Source organism: Rathayibacter sp. AY1B7, assembly GCF_002932735.1.
Taxonomy (GTDB): Bacteria; Actinomycetota; Actinomycetes; order Actinomycetales; family Microbacteriaceae; genus Rathayibacter.
This window is the reverse complement of sequence record NZ_PSWK01000041.1, coordinates 1-20771: the sequence shown is the minus strand read 5'-3', so window position 1 is coordinate 20771 and position 20771 is coordinate 1. Positions and strand designations below refer to the sequence as shown.

Sequence of the window (20771 nt, the reverse complement as noted above, 5' to 3'; positions counted from 1 at the left end):
GGGCGGCGTGGGGCCCGGAGGCGCACCGTGAGCGGCGCGCCCCCGGGGGCGCGCCGCTCACGGTGCGCCTCCGGGCCCCACGCCGCCCCTGACGATGGAGTCACGATGACGACCGCATCGACGCCCGTCGACGCCGAGCTCCCCCGATCCGCGGGGCTCCGGCGCCGCCACACGGCCGGGCTGCTGATCCTCCTCGCCGCGGTGGCTCCGCTGCCCTTCACCGCCGCCTCCCCGGCCGTCGCCCTCGGCGAGCCGACCTCCACCGACCCGATCGCGCCGGACACCGCCGACCCCGCGATCGAGTTCCACGACGGCGACTGCTCCATGGTGGCGACAGCCCGGGCAACTCCGTCGTGATGCGGAGGGCGCCCACCCTCGCGGCACTCGGCACCACCGCCCCGACCACCGGGTACACCGACACGAACCCCGGCGGCTGATCCCTCGTGCCGGTCGAGCAGCTGCCCCTCCCTGCCGGTCGAGCAGCCGCCCGGCGGCGTATCGAGCCCTTCGTGCTCCGCACACAGGCTCCGACACGCCCCTGACGGCGCTGCTCGACCCAGCAGGGCTCGGCACCCCGAGATCCTCTCCCCCTCCCTGAACCGCACCACTCCACTGAAGGAGCACCATGCCCCCCACCACCACACCCGCGCGGCGAGCGCCGCTGCGCGCCGCGCTCGCCGCGCTCGGCCTCGGAGCAGTGCTGCTCTCGGGCCTCGTCGCCCCGGCTCCGGCCGCGCAGGCGGCCGATGCCGTGATCCCGCAGCAGGGCCTCCTCGCCGACTACCGGTTCACGCAGACCACCGGCAGCACGGTCCCGAACACCGTGAGCGGAGGCGTGGGAGCCGCCACCGTCCGCAACGCGACCGACGCGCTCTGGACCGGCACGTCGCTCCGCCTCACCGGCGGCCCCAAGAGCAGCACCACCGCCCCCTGGGTGCAGCTGCCCGCGAACCTGCTGACCGGCCGCTCGTCGGCCACCGTCACGATCGAGACCCGCGCCGACGCGTCGATGCTCTCGAACTTCCACTTCCTGTGGAACATCGGCAGCGACAGTACGAACCAGTACTGGTTCGCGTCCGTCCGCGACCGGGTGCGCACCGCGATCACGACCAGCGGAGGGAACGGCGAGAACAACGCCCGCAGCGCCTCCGCCCTCACCGCCGACCGCTGGTACAGCCTCACGTCGGTGATCGACGGCAGCGCCGGCACGATCTCGTTCTTCGTCGACGGCGTCCAGGTCGCCTCGGCGCCCACCGCCCTGCGCCCCTCGTCGGTGGCCGACCAGTCGCTCAACACGATCGGCCGCGCACCGTACCCCGACCCGTTCTACACGGGCGAGGTCTCGGCGTTCCGCGTCTACGACCGCGCGCTCACCGGGGCGGAGGTGGTGGCCGTGTCGAGCGTCGACGCGAAGCCTCACGCCTCCACGTTCTCCCCGATCGCCGCCGCCGTGCTGGCCGGGGTCGCCCCGCTCACCGTCGACGACTCGACCACGAACCTGCCCGACTACGGGGGAGCGGTGACCTGGTCCTCCAGCGACCCGACCCTGCGCGTCTCGGCCGACGGCCGCACCCTCAGCGCCGACCGCCCCGCCGTGGGCCAGGCCGCGCGCACCTCGTCGCTCACCGCGACGGCGTCGATCCGCGGAATCGTGCAGACCCGCTCGATCGCCGTGACGGTCGAGCCGCAGGTCGGCGTCGACACCCCCTACGGCTACATGATGGTCCACTTCGTCGAGGACTCCCAGGGCTACGCCGAGAAGATCTACCTCGACGTCTCCCGCGGCGACGACCCGGAGAAGTGGGACCCGCTCAACGGCGCGAAGCCGATCCTGGCCTCCGACCTCGGCACCACCGGTGTCCGCGACCCGTACCTGACCTACAACCCCGACACGAAGAAGTACTACATCATCGCCACGGACCTCCGCGTCTTCGGCGGCGACCGGGGCCCCAGCACCTGCGACACCTGGTGCTACTGGACCACCAAGGGCAGCACGAAGATGAACGTCTGGGAGTCGAGCGACCTCGTGTCGTGGAGCGACGTCCGCCAGTTCGACGTGGCGCTCGACGCCGCGGGGACGAAGAAGCTCGAGGCCGGCATGATGTGGGCTCCCGAGGCCACGTGGGTGCCGGACTACGCGGGACCCGGCAAGGGCGCGTTCGTCGTCTACTGGTCCTCGACGGTCTACCCGACCGCGGCGCACACGCCGGGCACCGGATCCTCCCGCGTGCTCTGGGGAGCGACCACGGACTTCACGCAGGCCACCTACTCGTACGGCGGCACCTTCATCGACACCGGGGCCGACACGATCGACACCACGCTGATCCAGGACTCCGGCACGACCTACCGGATCTCGAAGGACAACGGCACCGGCAAGGGCATCTACATGGAGTCGACCACCTCGGCGACCTGGTGGCTGCCGACGACCTCGTGGACGCAGATCCAGTCGCGCATCGGCGCGGTGTGGTCCGGCGGCAACCCCGGTGGGGTCGAGGGCCCCGCGGTGTTCAAGGACCACGGCGAGGACACCTGGTACCTGTACGTCGACGTGATCCCCGCGACCGGCTACAAGCCGATGGTGACGAACGACCTCGACACGGGCTGGACCCAGCTCACCGACCCGGGCTTCTCGCTCGCCTCGTCGACCAAGCACGGCGGCATCGTCTCGCTGACCGCGGGGCAGTACGCCGAGGTCCGCTCGGCCGACGCCGCCTCCGCGGTCCGCTCGGACCTCGGCGAGGTGACGGTCGCCTCCGGCACCGACGCCGCGGCGGCTCTGCCCGCCCGCGCCGACGTCGTGCTCGCCTACAACCGGGGCACCGCCTCGCAGCCGGTCACCTGGAACACCTCCGCGGTGGCGACGGCGCCCGGCCGCTACTCCGTCACCGGAGTCGTCCGCACGATCGGTGCGAACGACAACCAGTGGGTGGGCGCGAACGGATCGACGGCCTACAACGCCGCCGACCGTCGGCTCTCGAGCTCCACGGCCGTCACGGTCACCGCGACCGTGGTGGTGACGGCACCGACCTCGACGCTCACCGCGTCCACCCGCTGCGTCGCGGGCAAGGTCGTCCTCACCGGAGTGGTGAAGAACACGGGCACGACGCCCCTCTCGGTCGTCATCCGCTCGCCGTTCGGCGCCTCGCAGACGCTGACCGCCGCCCCCGGCGCCAGCGCCTCGGCCGCCTTCACCACCCGTCAGGCCTCGGTCCCGGCCGCCTCGCTCACCGCGGGCGCCCTGACCGCGGCCTACCCGGCGCGCACCTGCTGACGCACGCGCGCCGCTGACGCCGAGACGGCCCGCCCCCGCCGAGACACCGCCCCACTGCGGTGCCTCGGCCGGGAGCGGGCCGTCTCGGCGTCGAGCGCCTCGGAGCTCCGCGGCGGCTGCCCCACATCCCGGCACGGCAGGCTGTACGGATGAGCGCGCCTGGAACCACCGACCCCCTCGACCACGTCCGCGTGCGCGGCGCCCGCGAGAACAACCTCCGGAGCATCGACGTCGACGTGCCGCGCGACGCCCTCGTCGCCTTCACGGGGGTCTCGGGATCGGGCAAGAGCTCGCTCGCCTTCGGCACGCTCTACGCGGAGGCGCAGCGCCGCTACTTCGAGTCGGTCGCCCCCTACGCGCGGCGGCTGATCGACCAGGTCGGCGTGCCGGACGTCGACTCTATCGAGGGCCTGCCGCCGGCCGTCGCCCTCCCGCAGCGGCGCTCCGGAGGCTCGGCCCGCTCCACGGTCGGCAGTGCGACGACGCTCTCGAGCGTGGTGCGGATGGTGTTCTCGCGCATCGGCGCCTACCCCGAGGGCGCGCCGATGCTGCTCGCAGAGGACTTCTCGGCCAACACCGTGCAGGGCGCATGCCCCAGCTGCCACGGCATCGGCCGGGTCTACGACGTCCCCGACGAGCTGATGGTGCCGGACGACTCCCTCTCGATCCGCGACGGGGCGCTCGCCGCCTGGCCGACCGCCTGGCACGGCAAGCAGCTGCGCGACAGCCTGATCTCGCTCGGCCACGACATCGACGCTCCGTGGCGCGATCTGCCCGCGGAGGACCGCGACTGGATCCTGCACACGCCCGACTCGCCGCAGGTCCCCGTGTGGACCGACCGCTCGCCCGCGGAGGTGCGCGCCTCCGTGGCCGCCGGGGACGAGCCGCGCTACATGAGCACGTTCCTCGGGGTGCGCCGCTACGTGCTCGACACCTTCGCCGGCTCGAAGAGCGCCCGGATGCGCGAGCGCGCGGCCTCGTTCGTCGTCAGCGTCGCCTGCCCGGTGTGCGGCGGCCGGAGGCTGAAGCCCGACGCGCTCGCCGTCACCTTCGAGGGGCTCGACATCACCGAGCTGTCGGCGCTCCCGCTCGAGGAGCTGGTCGTCGTCGCGCGGCGCGTGCTGGAGCCCGGCTGGACCCCGGCCGACGGCGCTCCGCAGACCCGCCTGGCCGCGCAGCGGCTGGTCGAGGACCTCGTCGCCCGCCTCGCGCCGATCGTCGACCTGGGCCTCGGCCACCTCTCGCTCGACCGCTCCACGCCGACACTCTCCTCGGGGGAGCTCCAGCGGATGCGCCTCGCGACGCAGGTGCTCTCGCGCCTCTTCGGCGTCGTCTTCGTGCTCGACGAGCCGTCCACGGGCCTGCACCCCGCCGACACGGAGGCGCTGCTCGGCATCCTGCGGACCCTGCGGGCGACCGGCAACACCGTCTTCTTCGTCGAGCACTCCCTCGACGTCATCCGCGAGGCCGACTGGATCGTCGACATCGGCCCGGGCGCGGGGTCGGGGGGCGGCACCGTCGTCTACTCCGGCCCGCTCGACGGCCTGCCGGGCGCCCGCGACTCCGTCACCCGCCGCTACCTCTTCCCCGAGGGCGACCCGGCGCCGCTGCGCTCCCGCCGCACCGCGGAGCAGTGGATCGAGCTCGCCGGCGTCTCGCGGCACACCCTCGACGACCTCTCCGTCGCGTTCCCGGTCGGGGTGCTCACCGCGGTCACCGGTGTCTCCGGATCGGGCAAGTCGACGCTCGTGAACCAGGCGCTGCCCGATCTGCTGCGCGCCTCGCTCCGCGCCGACGTCGCCGAGGACGCGCCGGCGGAGGAGGGCGGGGAGGCGGACCCGCTGCTCGACGCGGCGGCGGCGGCGACCCGCGGCACCGCCTCCGGGCCCGCGGACCGCCTGCGCCGGGTGGTGCAGGTGACCCAGACCCCGATCGGCCGGACCTCGCGCTCGAACGTCGCGACGTACACGGGCCTGTTCGACCGGGTGCGGACGCTCTTCGCGGCCACCCCGGAGGCGAAGCGCCGCCGCTTCTCGGCGAGCCGCTTCTCCTTCAACCTGCCCAGCGGGCGCTGCCCCGTCTGCAGGGGCGAGGGCTCCGTGGAGGTGGAGCTGCTGTTCCTCCCGACCGTCGAGGCGCCCTGCTCGGCGTGCGGCGGCACGCGGTACAACGACGAGACCCTCGAGGTCACCCTGGGCGGCCGGACGATCGCCGACGTCCTCGCGCTGAGCGTCGCCGATGCGCGCGAGGCCTTCGCCGAGGACCGCGATGTCGCCCGCCACCTCGACGCGCTGGTGGACGTGGGGCTCGGCTACGTCTCGCTCGGCCAGCCGGCGCCCGAGCTGTCCGGGGGAGAGGCGCAGCGGGTGAAGCTCGCCTCGGAGCTGCGTCGCGCCCAGCGCGGGGACACGCTCTACCTGCTCGACGAGCCGACGTCGGGCCTGCACCCCGCCGACGCCGACCGCCTGCTCGAGCACCTGCAGCACCTGGTCGACGCGGGCAACACGGTGATCGTCGTCGAGCACGACATGCGCGTCGTCGCCGACGCGGACTGGGTCGTGGACCTCGGCCCGGGGGCGGGCCGGGCCGGCGGCTCGGTGGTCGCGACGGGCACTCCGGAGGAGGTCGCCGAGGCCGCGGGCAGCCGCACCGCTCCGTACCTCCGGGCGGCTCTGGACCGGCGCCGCTGAGCACCCGAGGGCCCTGTCAGTCCTCTCACCGAAACCTCACCGAAAACAGTTGTTAACGGTAACATTCGAGGCGGCCCGCCCCCCTGGGCCGGATTTCTCAACGACGAGAGGCCTCACGAATGAGACGACGACTCCCCCTGGCCACCGTGGCGGTGATGGCGCTGACGGCGGGTCTCCTGTCGGTCGGCCCCACGGCCCAGGCCGCCCCCACCACCTCGCTCGACGCCGCGAAGGTGCTCGAGCTCCCGTTCGACGGGTCGCTCGCCGACACCAGCGGTCGTGGTACCGCCCTCGGGATGCAGAAGGGCACCGCCTCCTACGGCACCGGCCTGAACGGCCGGGCGTTCGAGTTCACCGGATCGAACGCGATCTCGCTCGGCACTGCGGCGGCGCTGCAGCCCGCCGACCTCACCGTCTCGTTCTGGTACAAGCCGACCAGCGCGATGACCGGTGAGCAGGTCTTCACCTGGAACAAGACCGCCTACAACTCCGACGGCTGGTACCTCACCTCCGAGGGCGACGGCACTCCGCTCGCCCTCTCGATCGGCCCGTCCGGCGGTCAGCCGTACAAGGTCGCCGTCGAGACCGCCCGCTCCGGCTTCTTCCCCGCGGGGGAGTGGACGCACGTGGTCGCCACGTACGACAAGAGCACCAAGGCCGTCGCCTTCTACCGCAACGGGGTGAAGCAGACCGCCGTCGTCAAGACCGCGCCGTCCTCCTCCGCGTCCGGCGTCCTCGGCTCCGAGAGCACGTCGACGAAGACCCTCGGCTTCAACGGCCCCCAGTACAACGGCGCGCACCTGCGCGGCCTGCTCGACGACTACGCGCTCTACAACGGCGTCGCGACCACCACCGACGTCGTCGCCCTGACGAAGGCCGGCAACCCCTCCTTCGACCCCGCGAGCATCGCCCGGGCCGACCTCGAGCTGGTCGCCCCGCCCGCGAGCACCAGCACCGGCTTCACCCTGCCCACCGTCGGCGCGAAGGGGTCCGCCCTCAGCTGGACCTCCTCCGACCCGGCGACCGTCGCGATCAGCGGAGGCACGGCCGCGGTCACGCCGCCCACCGGCTCCGCGACGCAGGTCGTCCTCACCGGCTCCGCCACCTACGGGGGCAGCACCGCGGTCACGAAGACCTACACTCTCCAGGTGCAGCCCCGGGGAGTGAAGACGTCGAACTACCTTCTGGAGGCCGGCCTGTCCGACGTCTCCGTGCAGGACCCCTACCTCGAGAACGGGGAGCAGCAGACCGTCGAGTACCTGCTGAGCCTCGACCCCGAGATGTTCCTCTACTCCTTCTACCGCGAGGCCGGGCTCACGCCGACCACCAGCGGCGGATACGGGGGTTGGGAGCGCGAGAACGGCACCCGGTTCCAGGGCCACTTCTTCGGCCACTACCTCTCGGCGCTCTCGCAGGCCTACGCGACCGAGGAGGACGCGGCCACCAAGGCGGCTCTGCTCGCGAAGCTCACCGCTTCCGTCGACGGTCTGAAGAAGGTCCAGGACGCCTACGCGCTGAAGGACCCCGCGAACGCCGGCTACGTCTCGCCGTTCCCGACCCGCTACCTCCCCTCGGGCGGCGACGGCCTGCTCGTCCCCTTCTACAACCTGCACAAGGTGCTCGCAGGCCTCCTCGACGCCCACGACCAGGCGCCCGACGCCGTCTCGCAGAAGGCGCTCACCGTCGCCGGCGGCTTCGGCAGCTGGATCACCGCCTGGGCGGGCCGCCAGGCCAACCCCGGGCAGCTCCTGAACACGGAGTACGGCGGAATGAACGAGGCGCTCTACCGCCTGTACGAGACCACGCACGACCCGGCCCACAAGCGCGCGGCCGAGTACTTCGACGAGACCGCGCTGTTCCAGAAGCTCGCGAACAACGAGGACGTCCTCAACGGGCTGCACGCGAACACGACCGTCCCGAAGCTGATCGGCGCGCTGAAGCGCTACCGCGTCTTCACCGACGACCCGGCGCTCTACGCCACGCTCACCGCCGCGGAGAAGTCGGATCTCGACATGTACCGCCGTGCCGCCGAGAACTTCTGGCGCATGGTCGACGAGACCCACACCTACGCCAACGGCGGCAACAGCCAGTCCGAGCACTTCCACGCACCCGGCACCCTGTACGAGTACGCCACGAACGGCCAGACCACCGGCTACGGCGAGAACTCGACCTCCGAGGGCTGCAACATCTACAACATGCTCAAGCTCACCCGGGCGCTGTTCCAGGTGACCGAGGACGTGAAGTACGCCGACTTCTACGAGGAGACGTTCATCAACGGCGTCCTCTCGGTGCAGAACCCGGACACCGGCATGGTGACCTACTTCCAGCCGCAGACCGCGGGCTACGCCAAGGTCTTCGGGCACGAGCTCGACGAGTTCTGGTGCGACCACGGCTCGGGTATCGAGAGCTTCACCAAGCTCGGCGACTCGATCTACTTCGAGAAGCCGAAGACCGTCTTCGTGAACCAGTTCCGCTCCTCGGTCCTCCGCTCCTCCGCGAACAACCTCCGGCTGACCCAGACGGCGGACATCCCGAGCACGGACACGGCGACCCTGAGGGTCGAAGCGCTGGCCGGAGGAGCCGTGGCCGCGGACACGACCCTCAAGCTGCGCGTGCCGTCCTGGATCGACGGAGCGCCGACGCTCACCGTGAACGGTGCCGTCCGTGCCGTCACGGCCCAGGCCGGATACGTCTCGGTCGCCGTCGCCGCCGGTGACGTGCTGACCTGGAAGCTGCCCGCCGCGGTCAGCGCGGTCGCGGACACGGAGAACCCCGACTGGACCGCGTTCCGCTACGGACCGGTGCTGCTGGCGACCGAGCTCAACCGCTCGAACGTCGAGGCGTCCTACGTCGCCGGCGTCCTGGTGCGCATGGGCACGGCCGACAAGTCCGTGAACTCGAACGTCGTCGTCGCGGACTCCGCGGCCTGGAAGTCCGCGGTCCGCGGCAACCTGGTCCGCCTGCCCGACGGCGCGGACGGCAACGGCCGCACGACGATGCGCTTCGGCATGAAGAACGTCGACGCCGCGTCCGCCGCCCGGGTGTTCACTCCGTACTACAGCCTCTACAACGCCCGCTACGCGACCTACATGACCCTGATCGAGCCCGACTCGGCCGCGGCCCAGGAGCTGATCCGGACGCAGAAGGAGCAGCTGCGCGTCGACGAGACGACGATCGACTCCCTCACCTCCTTCGACAACAACAACAGCGAGGCCGACAAGAACTACAAGACCGCGCGGTCCTCGGTGGGGACCTGGCGCGGCGAGGGGTACCGCGACGGCGAGCGCTCGGCGGAGGCGTACTTCCAGTACGACATGATCGTCGACCCGGCTCTGCCGGCGAACTACCTCGGGGTCCGCTACTACGGCGGCGACGCGGGACGCACCTTCGACGTCTACCTCAACGACGTGAAGCTCAAGACCGAGGTGGTCTCGGGAGCGGCCGGAGCGACGAGCTGGTACGTCCAGTACGACCGGATCCCGGCGTCGATCCTCAGCGGTCTCGCCGCGAAGGACAGCTACAAGCGCGACCAGAGCGGGAAGTACGTGCTCGACGCGAAGGGGCAGAAGATCCCCGTCGTCACGGTGCGCTTCCAGGGCACCGGATCCAGCTACGTCGGCGGTGTCTTCGGGGTCTACACGACCGAGTCGACCACCTACGCTGCGGACCCGGAGCTGACGAAGCTCTCCTCCGACGTCGGGACGCTCTCGCCGGCTCTCGCCGCCGGGGTCAGGGACCACACGCTCACGGTGCCGGCCGGCACGACGAGCGTCTCGCTCGACCTGGACCCGGCCGTGCCCAGCGGCCTGGTGAAGGTCGACGGCGTGCTGATCGACGACACCCTCCGCCGCACGGTGCCGCTCGCGGCGTCGGGCACGACGAGCGTGGTCGTCGAGTCGTCGGCGCAGGACCACACGACGACAGCGACCTACCGCCTCTCCATCGTCCGCGCCTCCGCGGCGACGGTACCGACGACCGTGGCGGCCACCAGCCGCTGCGTGGCGGGCAAGGTCGTGGTGACGGTCTCCGCTCGGAACGACGCGAAGGTCCCGGCGGCGATCACCATCGCGTCCTCCTGGGGCTCGAAGGCGTTCACCGGGATCGCTCCCGGGTCGAGCGCCTCGCACGCCTTCACCACCCGCTCCGCCTCGGTGGCCGCGGGCTCGGCGACGGTGACCGCGACGGCGACCGTGGACGGAGCATCGGTGACCACCACGAAGCAGGCCGCGTACTCCGCTCTCACCTGCAAGTGACGTGACGACGACGGCCGCCGGGGATCGCCCCGGCGGCCGTCGTCGTCAGTCGGAGGTGCGGTAGAGGCCCTGGAGCAGCCCGATGACGTCGCCCAGGAGGGGCGGCGGGTCGCTCCGGATCCACGCGGCGTGCACGGGGACCGGCGGGGCGTCGCGGACGACCCGGTAGGCGAGGCCCTGCCGTCGGTACTGGCTCACCGTCGATTCCGCGGTCACTCCGCGGGCGGAGCCGCTGCTGATCACCGTGAGCCAGTCGTCGACGTCGGTCGTCGGGACGGTGATCCGCGGCCGGTCGTGCTCGGGCCAGAGGTCGAGCCGGGTGCTCCCGGTCCGGTCGTCGAGCGCGAGCGGAGCGGTCGCCACCTGGGCGAGGGTGACCGTGCGCTTCGCGGCGAGCGGGTCGTCGACGGACAGGGCGCAGTAGCGCTTCTCGGTGCCGATCAGAGCCGACTCGACGTCCGCAGCCGGAGATCCGCGCCGGAGGATCGCGAGGTCGCTGAGGCCCTCCGCGAGCCCCGCGGTGGGCGTGTTGGAGCGGATCAGCCGCAGCTCGTGGCGGGGGAGCGCCGCGGCCCAGCGGCGCTGGAACTCCTGGGTGTGCTCGCCGAGAGCCGACCAGGCGTAGCCGATCCGGATCGTGTCCGTTCCGGCCGCCGCCTCCTCGCGCAGATCGTCGACGACGGCCAGGACGCGGCGGGCGTGCCGCAGCACCCGCTCGCCCGCCGGCGCGAGCTCGACGCTGCGGGTCGTCCGGTGGAGGAGCCTTCGTCCGAGGACGGACTCGAGCGCCGCGACGTTGCGGGAGACCGCCGTCTGGGAGATGCCGAGGTCGATCCCCGCGTCGGTGAAGGTCCCGGCGTCCACGACGCCGACGAACGACCGGAGGTGGCGCAGTTCCAGATCCATGACCGCATCCTATTCATGCGGTTCCCGCATCGATCGGACCGGTTATGCATTGTGAGCCGGGGCCGGACGGCTCGCAGACTTCCGGCATGACGAAGCAGCTCCCCGGCGACGGACGGACCGTCGGCGTCGCGACCGCCCTCGCGAGCGCCCTCTCGAATCAGCTCGGGGCGGCCTCCGGGACTCTGGCCTTCCCGGTCCTGGGATCCGTCGGAGTGGTCGCCGTCCGGCAGATCGTCGCCGCGCTGATCCTCCTCCCGGTCGTGCGGCCGCGGATCCGCGACCTGACCCGCGCGCAGTGGTGGCCCGTCCTGCTCCTCGCCGTGGTGTTCGGAGCGATGAACCTCACGCTCTACGCGGCCATCGACCGCATCGGGCTGGGGCTGGCGGTGACCCTGGAGTTCTGCGGGCCGCTGGCGGTCGCGCTCCTCGGCTCCCGGAGCAGGACCAGCGCGCTCTGCGCCCTCGTCGCCGGAGCGGGCGTCGTCGCGATCGCCGGGCCGAGGCCCTCGTCCGACCAGCTGGGGATCGCGCTCGGTCTCGCGGCCGCGTGCTGCTGGGCCGCGTACATCCTGCTCAACCGGATCATCGGACTCCGTCTGCCCGGAGCGCAGGGGACCGCCACGGCGACCGGGATCTCCGCCGCCGTCTTCCTGCCCGTCGCCGTCTGGACGCTCGTCTCGACGCGCCCCGACGCGGGCACCGTGCTCCTGGCGGTCGGCGCCGGCGTCCTGGCGACGGCCGTCCCGTTCGTGGCCGACGTGATCGCGCTCCGGAGGCTCCCGGCGAGCGTGTTCGGGACGCTCATGAGCGCCAACCCCGTCCTGGCCGCCCTCATCGGCGCGGTCGTGCTCGGGCAGGACGTCGGCGCGGCCGGATGGATCGGCATCGCCCTCATCGTCACCGCGAACGCGGCGGTCCTCCGGCGGGGGCGTCGCGCGCGGTGAGGCCCGGCGGCGGGCCGAGCGAGAGGTGATCCCGTCGAGATGCCGCCGCTGTGCGTTACCTGTTCGTTATGAAAAAGGCGCCTACACGACCAAACCAGGGACACCCTGGGAAACGGCAGGTCGCGGGAGAAAACTCTCCTCCATGAACCAGACAGCGGCACCCGTGCGCGAGCATCGAGCTCTCTACTTCCTGCTCGCCGCCCTCGCGGGCATCGTCACGGGCGGAGTCCTCCTCGCCGTCGCCGAGCTCATCGCCCTCGCGGTCGCCCGCACCGCGAGCCCCGTGCTCGCGCTCGGCGCCTTCATCGTCGACATCGTCCCGCGCCCGCTCAAGGAGTTCGCGATCGAGACGTTCGGCGAGAACGACAAGACCTTCCTGCTCGGCAGCGTGGGCGCCGCGGTCGTCGTCGCCGCCGCGATCGCCGGAGTGCTCCAGCTGGTCCGCCCGCCGCTCGGCCAGGTGCTGCTCGTGATCGCCGGCGGCCTCTCGATCGCCGCCATCGTGACCCGCACGGGAGCGTCGCCGCTCGCTGCGGTGCCCACGCTGGTCGGACTCGTCGTCGCCGTCGTCGTCATGCACCTCCTCTTCACGCGCCTGCGCGGCTGGCGTGCGGCCCGGGTCTCGGAGGCCAGGGGAACATCCTCCGAGGCCCGTCCGGGCGCCCTCGAGCGCCGCGGCTTCTTCCGCATCGCGCTGATCTCCGCCGTCGGCGCGGCCGTCGTCGGCACCGGTGCCCGCCTGGTCAACGCGGCGACCTCCTCCCTCGCCGGTGTCCGCGACGCCCTGCGCCTGCCGTCCCCGCGCAGCACCGTCTCGGTCCCCGCGGGCGCCGAGCTCGACATCGAGGGCATCACCCCGCTCTACACGCCGAACGCCGACTTCTACCGCGTCGACACCGCCCTCACCGTGCCCAACCTGGACCCGTCGGCCTGGTCGCTGAAGATCACCGGCATGGTCGACCGCGAGGTGACGCTCAACCTCCAGCAGATCTTCGACATGGGCCTCGACGAGTACGGCATCACCCTCACCTGCGTCTCGAACCAGGTCGGCGGCAACCTCGTCGGCAACGCCAAGTGGCTCGGCGTCCCCCTGCGCGACGTGCTGAAGATGGCCGGCGTGCAGAGCGGAGCCGACATGCTCCTCTCCACCAGCAGCGACGGCTACACGGCGTCCACCCCGATCACCGCGGTCACGGACGAGAACCTCGACGCGATCCTCGCCGTCGGCATGAACGGCGAGCCCCTCCCGTTCGAGCACGGCTTCCCGGTGCGGATGATCGTGCCCGGCCTCTACGGCTACGTCTCGGCCACCAAGTGGCTCACCGAGCTCAAGGTCACCACCTTCGAGGCCGACCAGGCCTACTGGACCCCGCGCGGCTACTCCGCCGAGGCCCCCATCAAGATGTCCTCGCGGATCGACACCCCGCGGATCGGCGTCCCCGTCACCTCGGGCGCTCTCAAGATCGCGGGCGTCGCCTGGGCGCAGAGCATCGGCATCGAGAAGGTCGAGGTGAGCATCGACAACGGCGACTGGCAGGAGGCGACGCTCTCGACCCCGGTCAACCTCGACACCTGGGTGCAGTGGTTCGTCGACTGGGACGCCCAGCCCGGCTCGCACTACGTCGCGGTCCGCGCGGTCGACAAGAACGGCATGGTCCAGATCGAGGACCGCGCGCCGGTCGCGCCCGACGGATCCTCCGGCTGGCAGCGCACGCTCATCAACGTCACCTGACGCCCTGCGGAGGCGCCGATCCCCGGGGGTCGGCGCCTCCGGTGCGTCCGGCGTCCGTCGCGACGACGCCCCCGCAGTGCGGACGGCCCTGACGCGACGTCGCCTCCGCGGCAGGCACCGCGGCACGTCCCGGCCCGGCGCGCAAGCCTCCGCGGCGGCGCAGCCCGCGAGGAGGCGCCGCTCTAGCCTTCGAGGATGCGCTCCCGGCTCCTCCACCTCCGCGAATCCTTCTGGTTCCTCCCCGCCCTGTTCGGCGTCCTCGCCGTCGGGCTGGCGCTGGGGCTGGTCGAGGTCGACCACCTGCTGGTCCGCGCCGGCGTCAGCGACATCCCCCTGATCGAGGACCTGTCGCCGACCGGCGGCCGGGCGATCCTCTCGGCGATCGGCGGGACGATGCTGGGCGTCGCCGCGACCTCGTTCTCGATCACGATCTCGGTGCTGGCGACCACGTCCTCCGCCTACGGGCCCCGGCTGGTCCGCAACTTCATGGCCGACCGCGGCAACCAGGTCGTCCTGGCGGTACTCACCTCCACGTTCCTGTACTCGCTGATCGTGCTGCGCGCGGTGCACACGGAGGAGGACGCGTCGCTGACGTTCGTGCCGGTGGTGGCCGTCTCGTTCTCGGTGCTGCTCGCGGTGGGCGACGTCGCGGTGCTCGTCTACTTCATCCACCACATCGCGCTGTCGGTGCAGGTGACGACGCTGCAGCAGCGGGTGCTCGGCGAGCTCGTCGACGTGATCGAGCGACTGCATCCGGAGGACGGTGAGGAGCCGGTGGACGCGGAGGAGGCCCTGCCGCCGGCGGGGCGCGAGCCGGTCGTGCTGCGGGCGGTGCGCGGCGGCTACGTCGAGCAGCTCGAGATCGAGCGGCTGGTCGCCCTGGCCCGCAGCGGCGACGCGCGGCTCCGGGTGCTCGCGCTGCCCGGCGACCACGTCCTCGTCGGCGACCCGGTGCTCGAGGTCCTGGAGGGGTCCGTCGCCCAGGAGGAGGCGGTCGCCGCGGTCGTCGTCGCCGACGCCCGCACCCCGCACCAGGACCTCCGCTACGCCGTCCAGCAGGTGGTCGAGATCGGAGTCCGCGGGCTCGCGACCGGCACGAACGACCCGTACACCGCGGTCGGCGCCGTCGAGGCCCTGACCAGCGCGCTCGTCGACCTCTGCGGCCGGCCGGAGGCGCGCGGCCGCTACTCCGACGCCGACGGAGTCGTCCGCCTGGTCGTCCCGTGGCCTCGAGCGGGCGAGCTTCTGGCCGACGTGTTCCTCGCCCTGCGCTCGTACGCGATGGAGCAGCCGCTCGTCGTCCGCGCCGGCGTGCGCCTCGCCGAGCGGCTCGCGGTCGTCGCCCGCGGGGGTACCCGCGTCGAGCTGCACCGCCAGGTCCAGGCGTTCGCCGCCGCGCACGCCGCCGCCGACGGCGACGCCCTCGAAGCGCCGGCCCTGCGCGCGTCGCTCGCCGCGCTCGAGGCGCGCCTCGCGGCCTGAAGCCGGCCTGTCGGATGCTCCGGGAGGCCGCACCGCCAATGGAGTGCTCGAATCGATTCGAGTAGGCTCGGCGCATGACAGAGAACACCACTGAGCTGCGCGCGGGGGTCGTCGGCCTCGGCTTCGCCGGCACCACCCACCTCGACGCCTTCCAGTCCCTGCCCGGCGCCCGCGTCGTCGCGCTCGCCGGCCAGGAGGAGGCGCGCCTGCACGAACTCGGCGCGACCCGCGGCGTCCCCGACCTCTACGCCGACTGGGAGGACCTCGTCGCCCGCGACGACCTCGACGTCGTCTCCATCGGCGTCCCGAACCACCTGCACCACCCGATCGCCGTGGCCGCGCTCGCGAGCGGCAAGCACGTCTTCTGCGAGAAGCCGCTCGCCACCACCGCTGAGCTGGCGGCCGAGATGGTCGAGGCCGCCCGCACGAACGACCGGGTGCTCGAGATCGCGTACAACCACCGCCGCCGCGCCGACGTCGCCTTCCTCCGCGACTACCTCGACGACGCGCCGCTGGGCGACGTCTACCACGCCCGCGCGAGCTGGCAGCGGCGCACCGGCATCCCCGGCATCGGCTCCTGGTTCACCAGCAAGGAGCTCGCCGGCGGCGGCCCGCTGATCGACCTCGGCTCCCACGTGCTCGACATCGCGCTGCACCTGCTCGACGAGCCGCGCGTGACCAGCGTCTCGGCGGTCGCGTACGGCGAGATCGGCCGCTCCGGCCGCGGAGGGCGCCCGCACGGCGTCGCCGCCACCGGCACGCACGCGTTCGAGGTGGAGGACTTCTCGAGCGCCCTGCTGCGCCTCGACAACGGCCGCTCGCTCCAGCTCGACGCCTCCTGGGCGAGCTACTCGAAGGTCGACGAGGACATCGAGGTCGAGCTGCTCGGCTCGGCCGGGGGCGCGCGCCTCCACATCGCCGACTACGCCACGGAGGGGACTCTGACGCTCTACTCCGAGGTCGCCGGAGCGCCGACCGTCTCGCACCCCGACGTGAAGGTCCCCGCCGGGCACCACCGCTCCGTCATCGCCGAGTTCCTGGAGGCCATCGCCTCGGGAGCCGACGCGCCCGCGGGCGGCCCACGCTACTCCGGCCACTACGGCGAGTACGCGCTGCACCGCAGCCGGGTGGTCGACGCGATCTACCGCTCCGCCGCCGAGAAGCAGGAGGTGGCGGTCGCATGAGCGCCCCGATCGAGGTCCTCGTCTGGAACGAGTTCCGCCACGAGACCCGCGGCGACGAGACCGTGCTGCGCCACTACCCGGACGGCATCCACCGCGTCATCTCGGACGGACTCGCGGAGTCGCTCGGCGACGCCGTCTCGGTGCGCACCGCGACGCTCCCCGAGCCCGAGCACGGGCTCACCGAGGAGGCGCTCGCGACGACGGACGTGCTCCTGTGGTGGGGGCACATCGCGCACGAGGAGGTGTCGGACGAGGTCGTCCAGCGGGTTCAGCGGCACGTGCAGGAGGGGATGGGGATCCTGGTCCTGCACTCGGGCCACTACTCGTCGATCTTCAAGGCGCTCATGGGCACGACCTGCTCGCTGAGGTGGCGCAACGACCGCGACCGCGAGCTGGTCTGGACGATCGCGCCCACGCATCCGATCGCCGAGGGCGTGCCCAGCCCGCTGATCATCCCCGAGCAGGAGATGTACGGCGAGTACTTCGACATCCCGGTGCCGGAGGAGACGGTGTTCCTGTCGACCTTCACCGGCGGCGAGGTGTTCCGCTCCGGCGTGACCTACACCCGCGGCCTCGGGAAGGTCTTCTACTTCTCGCCCGGCGACCAGGACTACCCCGTCTACCACCACCCGGACATCCGGCGCGTGCTGGCGAACGCCGTCCGCTGGGCCCGCCCGACCCGTCCGCGCACGCCCCTCACGGCCGACCACCACCCCCGGGGCTGGTTCGAGTCCTGACGCGAGCTCCCGCGCCCTCCCCTCCCTCTCCGCGAGATGCCGCTCCGGTACGCGACACGCCGTGCCGGGCGCACCGACGTGGCGTCTCGCGGGGAGGTACTGGGGGGATGCAGCAGTCGGAGGGGCGCGAGCCGGACGAGGTGCGCCGGTACGGGGAGGCTCCGGAGCAGATCGCGGACGTCTTCCGCGGGGCGCCCGGCGGGGCGCGCCGGCCGGTCGTGCTCGTGCACGGCGGATTCTGGCGCGCGCGGTGGGACCGGCGGCACGCCCGGCCGCTCGCGGCGGCACTGGCCGACCGCGGGCACGACGTGCTCCTCCCCGAGTACCGGCGCACGGGCGACCCGGGAGGCGGCTGGCCGGGCACCGGCGACGACGTCCTGGCCGTGCTCGCGGCGCTCCCGGCACTGCTGCCCGGCGCCGGACCGGTCGCCCTCGTCGGCCACTCCGCCGGCGGTCACCTCGCCGTCTGGTCGCAGGCCGCCCGTCCGTCGCCGCACGTCGCCGCTGTGGTGGCACTGGCGGGCGTGCTCGACCTGGCCGCCGCCTCCGCCGACCGCCTCAGCGACGACGCCGTGGGGGAGCTCCTCGGCGGCGACCTCGCGCTGCTCCCGGGCGCCGACCCCGCGCAGATGCCAGCGCCCCCGCAGCCGACCACGCTGATCCACGGCGTACTCGACGAGGACGTCCCCGTCGCTTACAGCCGCCGATACGTCGACCGGCACCCCGCCGTGCAGCTGCACGAGCTCGCCGACGCCGACCACATGGCGCTCGTCGATACGACGACGGCAGCCTTCGCGATCCTCCTCGCCGCGCTCGCCTGACGCGCGATCGCACCCCCTCGCCCGTCGGCGTGCGCTGGGGACGGATCGCGACGCACCGCCCGCCGAGGCGCGACGGGAACAGGCCCCTAGAGGGCCGGCGGGTACAGGAAGAGCGGGACCTGCGCGGTGGGGAAGGTGCGGGTCACGTAGCTGTGCTTGCCGCCGTAGTTGTACTCCTCGAGGAGCACGGTGCCGTCGTCGTTGACCTTCTGCACGTACGAGACGTGGTTGTAGGTCCACCACGCGACGCAGCCGACGATCGGGACGCTGCTGGTCGCCCAGCCCTTCGCGGCCCAGTTGTCCGGCCACTCGTAGGCGCTGCCGCCGAGCGGGGTGATGTTCCCCCACGTGTACTTCCACGGCGCGGAGGTGCGGCCGGCGTCGCGGTTGAGGCGCCAGGCCACGAAGTCGACGCACTCGCGGTAGTAGTAGCCGAGGGGCGAGAGTCCGCCGCCGTCGTCGTCGATGGTCTCGTAGGGCCACGGGTAGTCGTCGCCGACCGCGCGGGTCTGCACGGTCGAGAACTCGCCGCCGTTGGATCCGGAGAGCACGGCCGCCTGGCGGCTGGCCTCGTCGAGCTGCGCCTGGGTCGGTGCGGCGAAGGCGTCGCGGACGGCGGTCTGGCCGGCGGCGTCGGAGGAGACGGTGAGGTTCTGGAGGCCGACCCGGTTCGCGGCGGCGCGGCCGGTCGCGGTGGCGGAGGAGCTGCGGGCGCCGTACGCGGGGATCGCGGCCGTGGCGAAGAGGCCGCCGACCACCGAGAACGTCCCGAAGGCCAGGGCGCGGCGGCTGAGGCCACGGGCTCGGGCGGGCTCGGCGGCGCGGGGAGCGACGGGGCGGGAGGCGGACGCGCGGCGCGGTGAGGCCGGGATCGACCGGGAGGCGGGGGAGGCGACGGCGGGGATCTCGACCGACACGGTCGGAGCGGTCGCCACGGCCGTTGCGGCGTCGACGGCGGTGGGCGCGGAGTCGCCAGCGCCTGCGGAAGCGGCGGAGTCGTCCGATCCGCTGCCCTCGACCGCGGTGCCGGCGGTCGCCGCGCCCGTCTCCGTCTCGGCCCGGGCCGCACGGCGCTCGGCCTCGCGGGCCTCGCGCCGGGTCAGGGGTGCAGTGGTCGGGGTGCCGGCACTCTCCTCAGGGGTGGGAATGCCTGGCTTCGACACGCGTGCGTTCTCCTCGGATGACGGTGGTGACGGGGGGTCGGGGGCCGGTGGGGATCCGGCGACGAGCCACTCTAGCCCGAGGCCCGCGCATAACGGAACGATCACGACGGATCCGGCACGGATGCTCCGACCGCTCGCGCCCGTGCGGTGCCAGGATGGGGCGCAACCGGGAAGGAGCTCCTCATGACCGCACCCACCCCCACCGGGCCCGTCCTCGTCGGCATCGTCGACGGCCAGCGACCCGAGGTCCTGCGCACCGCCGCCCGCGTCGCCGCCGACGCCGGAGCCGCCCTGCTGCTCGTGTCCGTCTCGGCCGATCCGTACCTCGTCGGCGAGTACGTCGATCCGATGACCGGCGGCATCCCGCTCGGCTTCGTCGGCGCCGCGGCCGACCGCGGCGAGGGCCCGTCCCTCCCGCCCGGGCTCCGCGAGACGGTCGAGCACGAGCTGGACGGCAGCACCGTGCAGTGGTCGCTGCGCGCGGCGCGGGGCGAGCCCGCCCTGGCGCTCGCCGAGGTCGCCGAGGAGGTCGACGCGCGGATGATCGTGGTCGGTACCCGCGACGCGGGCGTGCTCGCGAGCATCGCCGAGTTCCTCAGCGGGAGCGTCGCCGCCCACCTCGCGCACCGCCAGCACCGCCCCGTGCTCGTCGTCCCGCGCGCCGACCGCGACCCGTCGCGCCCGGCGCCCTGGGACCTCGCGGAGTGACGCGACCCCTCCACCTGCGCCCCTCCGCGATCCTCCTCGTCGCGGCGGGCGGAGCCGTCGGCACGGCTGCCCGCGCCGCGATCGGCGCCGCACTGCCCCCGTTGGGCGTCGTGCCGGTCGCGACGCTCGCCGTGAACCTGCCGGGCGCGTTCCTCCTGGGCCTCCTGCTCGAGGCGCTGGCGCGGCGCGGGCCGGACGAGGGCGGGCGCCGCACCCTGCGCCTCCTGCTCGGCACCGGCGTGCTGGGCGGATTCACGACCTACAGCACCTTCTCGCTCGACACGGTCGCGCTGCTCGAGGGCGGCCACGTCGTGGAGTACCTGCTCTACACCGGCGGCACGCTCGTGCTGGGCGTGCTCGCCGCGGCGCTGGGCATCGCGGTCGCGGGGCGGCGGAGGGCGGCGGCGTGACGCCCGGCCTGCTGCTCGCGGTCGCTCTCGCGGGCGGAGTCGGAGCGGCCGCACGGCTCGTCGTCGACGGGGTCGCGCGGTCGCTCGTGCCGGCGCGCTGGCCGGTCGGCACCGCGCTGATCAACGTCAGCGGGTCGCTGCTGCTCGGAGTCGTCACCGGGCTCGTGCTGGCCGGTGTCCTCGACCCGGTGTGGCGGGCCGTGCTCGGGACGGGCGTGCTCGGCGGCTTCACGACGTTCAGCACGGCGAGCGTCGAGACCGCGCGGCTGCTGCTCGACCGGCGCTGGGCGGCCGGCCTGGGGTACGGCGTCGGCACGGCGGCGCTCGCCGTCGCGGCGGCCGCCGCGGGCCTCGCGCTGACGGGCGTCCGGCTGTCCTGAGCATCGCGGCGGGCGAACCGGAGCGGCACGTGGCTCCGCACGCCCGGCACCGCGCGCAGCAGCGACGACAGCATGTGCCGGTAGAGGGGC

At 73.0% G+C, this 20771-nt stretch carries 15 protein-coding genes; 13 read left to right on the top strand and 2 right to left on the bottom strand.

Features of this window, described 5'->3' with window-relative positions; translation table 11 throughout:
* Positions 1–105 precede the first annotated feature (105 nt).
* From C5C95_RS15930 to C5C95_RS15915, 4 genes are all read left to right on the top strand, one after another.
* Positions 106–357 (top strand): hypothetical protein, encoded by a 252-nt coding sequence (locus C5C95_RS15930; RefSeq protein WP_104226573.1) that lies wholly within the window; start codon positions 106–108, stop codon positions 355–357.
* A gap of 268 nt (positions 358–625) precedes the next feature.
* On the top strand, positions 626–3271 hold the full coding sequence (locus C5C95_RS15925; RefSeq protein WP_104222429.1) for a LamG-like jellyroll fold domain-containing protein: 2646 nt from the start codon (positions 626–628) through the stop codon (positions 3269–3271).
* Between the two features lie 149 nt (positions 3272–3420).
* Positions 3421–5961, top strand: a complete 2541-nt coding sequence (locus C5C95_RS15920; RefSeq protein ID WP_104324828.1) for an excinuclease ABC subunit UvrA — start codon at positions 3421–3423, stop codon at positions 5959–5961.
* Positions 5962–6080: 119 nt separating this feature from the next.
* Positions 6081–10214, top strand: coding sequence for a beta-L-arabinofuranosidase domain-containing protein (locus tag C5C95_RS15915; RefSeq protein WP_104324827.1), 4134 nt, complete (start codon positions 6081–6083; stop codon positions 10212–10214).
* Positions 10215–10259: 45 nt separating this feature from the next.
* Here C5C95_RS15915 and C5C95_RS15910 read toward each other — a convergent pair whose 3' ends face one another.
* On the bottom strand, positions 10260–11120 hold the full coding sequence (locus C5C95_RS15910) for a LysR family transcriptional regulator (protein WP_104222432.1): 861 nt from the start codon (positions 11118–11120) through the stop codon (positions 10260–10262).
* A gap of 86 nt (positions 11121–11206) precedes the next feature.
* On the opposite strand from C5C95_RS15910, the gene C5C95_RS15905 reads away from it, so the two are divergent.
* The 6 genes from C5C95_RS15905 to C5C95_RS15880 all read left to right on the top strand — a co-directional run bounded on the left by C5C95_RS15905 (position 11207) and on the right by C5C95_RS15880 (position 18020).
* The gene (locus tag C5C95_RS15905; RefSeq protein WP_104324826.1) at positions 11207–12064 is read left to right on the top strand and encodes a DMT family transporter; all 858 of its coding nucleotides are present in this window, start codon (positions 11207–11209) and stop codon (positions 12062–12064) included.
* Positions 12065–12206: 142 nt separating this feature from the next.
* A complete protein-coding gene (locus C5C95_RS15900; protein WP_104324825.1) occupies positions 12207–13796 on the top strand; it encodes a molybdopterin-dependent oxidoreductase in 1590 nt (529 codons plus the stop codon).
* 195 nt (positions 13797–13991) lie between these two features.
* The gene (locus C5C95_RS15895; protein WP_104324824.1) at positions 13992–15278 is read left to right on the top strand and encodes a DUF2254 domain-containing protein; all 1287 of its coding nucleotides are present in this window, start codon (positions 13992–13994) and stop codon (positions 15276–15278) included.
* A 74-nt stretch (positions 15279–15352) separates the two neighbouring features.
* Positions 15353–16462, top strand: a complete 1110-nt coding sequence (locus C5C95_RS15890) for a Gfo/Idh/MocA family protein (protein ID WP_104324823.1) — start codon at positions 15353–15355, stop codon at positions 16460–16462.
* Entirely contained in the window at positions 16459–17199 is a 741-nt protein-coding gene (locus C5C95_RS15885) for a ThuA domain-containing protein (protein ID WP_104324822.1), read from the top strand. The genes C5C95_RS15890 and C5C95_RS15885 overlap by 4 nt, the downstream gene beginning before the upstream one ends.
* Before the next feature lie 107 nt (positions 17200–17306).
* Complete coding sequence (locus C5C95_RS15880; RefSeq protein WP_104324821.1) at positions 17307–18020, top strand: alpha/beta hydrolase; 714 nt, start codon at positions 17307–17309, stop codon at positions 18018–18020.
* Positions 18021–18106: 86 nt separating this feature from the next.
* On the opposite strand, the gene C5C95_RS15875 is transcribed toward C5C95_RS15880, so the two are convergent.
* Positions 18107–19183, bottom strand: a complete 1077-nt coding sequence (locus C5C95_RS15875; protein WP_181125735.1) for a CHAP domain-containing protein — start codon at positions 19181–19183, stop codon at positions 18107–18109.
* A 183-nt stretch (positions 19184–19366) separates the two neighbouring features.
* Here C5C95_RS15875 and C5C95_RS17615 point away from each other — a divergent pair, with 183 nt between their 5' ends.
* Genes C5C95_RS17615 through C5C95_RS15865 form a run of 3 tightly spaced genes read left to right on the top strand, consistent with a single transcriptional unit; the run spans position 19367 to position 20681 of the window.
* Positions 19367–19891 (top strand): universal stress protein, encoded by a 525-nt coding sequence (locus C5C95_RS17615; protein WP_104239244.1) that lies wholly within the window; start codon positions 19367–19369, stop codon positions 19889–19891.
* On the top strand, positions 19888–20301 hold the full coding sequence (locus C5C95_RS17610) for a CrcB family protein (protein ID WP_104313543.1): 414 nt from the start codon (positions 19888–19890) through the stop codon (positions 20299–20301). Before C5C95_RS17615 ends, C5C95_RS17610 begins: the two co-directional genes overlap by 4 nt.
* Positions 20298–20681, top strand: coding sequence for a CrcB family protein (locus C5C95_RS15865; protein ID WP_104226584.1), 384 nt, complete (start codon positions 20298–20300; stop codon positions 20679–20681). Before C5C95_RS17610 ends, C5C95_RS15865 begins: the two co-directional genes overlap by 4 nt.
* Positions 20682–20771 lie beyond the last annotated feature (90 nt).

Excerpts from the sequence above, each read along its gene's own strand:
- C5C95_RS15920 (WP_104324828.1), top strand. The coding sequence starts at position 3,421 with ATGAGCGCGCCTGGAACCACCGACCCCCTCGACCACGTCCGCGTGCGC.
- C5C95_RS15915 (WP_104324827.1), top strand. The coding sequence starts at position 6,081 with ATGAGACGACGACTCCCCCTGGCCACCGTGGCGGTGATGGCGCTGACG.
- C5C95_RS15905 (WP_104324826.1), top strand. The coding sequence starts at position 11,207 with ATGACGAAGCAGCTCCCCGGCGACGGACGGACCGTCGGCGTCGCGACC.
- C5C95_RS17615 (WP_104239244.1), top strand. The coding sequence starts at position 19,367 with ATGACCGCACCCACCCCCACCGGGCCCGTCCTCGTCGGCATCGTCGAC.
- C5C95_RS15880 (WP_104324821.1), top strand. The coding sequence starts at position 17,307 with ATGCAGCAGTCGGAGGGGCGCGAGCCGGACGAGGTGCGCCGGTACGGG.
- C5C95_RS15885 (WP_104324822.1), top strand. The coding sequence starts at position 16,459 with ATGAGCGCCCCGATCGAGGTCCTCGTCTGGAACGAGTTCCGCCACGAG.
- C5C95_RS15925 (WP_104222429.1), top strand. The coding sequence starts at position 626 with ATGCCCCCCACCACCACACCCGCGCGGCGAGCGCCGCTGCGCGCCGCG.
- C5C95_RS15900 (WP_104324825.1), top strand. The coding sequence starts at position 12,207 with ATGAACCAGACAGCGGCACCCGTGCGCGAGCATCGAGCTCTCTACTTC.
- C5C95_RS15930 (WP_104226573.1), top strand. The coding sequence starts at position 106 with ATGACGACCGCATCGACGCCCGTCGACGCCGAGCTCCCCCGATCCGCG.
- C5C95_RS15890 (WP_104324823.1), top strand. The coding sequence starts at position 15,353 with ATGACAGAGAACACCACTGAGCTGCGCGCGGGGGTCGTCGGCCTCGGC.
- C5C95_RS15910 (WP_104222432.1), bottom strand. The coding sequence starts at position 11,120 with ATGGATCTGGAACTGCGCCACCTCCGGTCGTTCGTCGGCGTCGTGGAC.
- C5C95_RS15895 (WP_104324824.1), top strand. The coding sequence starts at position 13,992 with ATGCGCTCCCGGCTCCTCCACCTCCGCGAATCCTTCTGGTTCCTCCCC.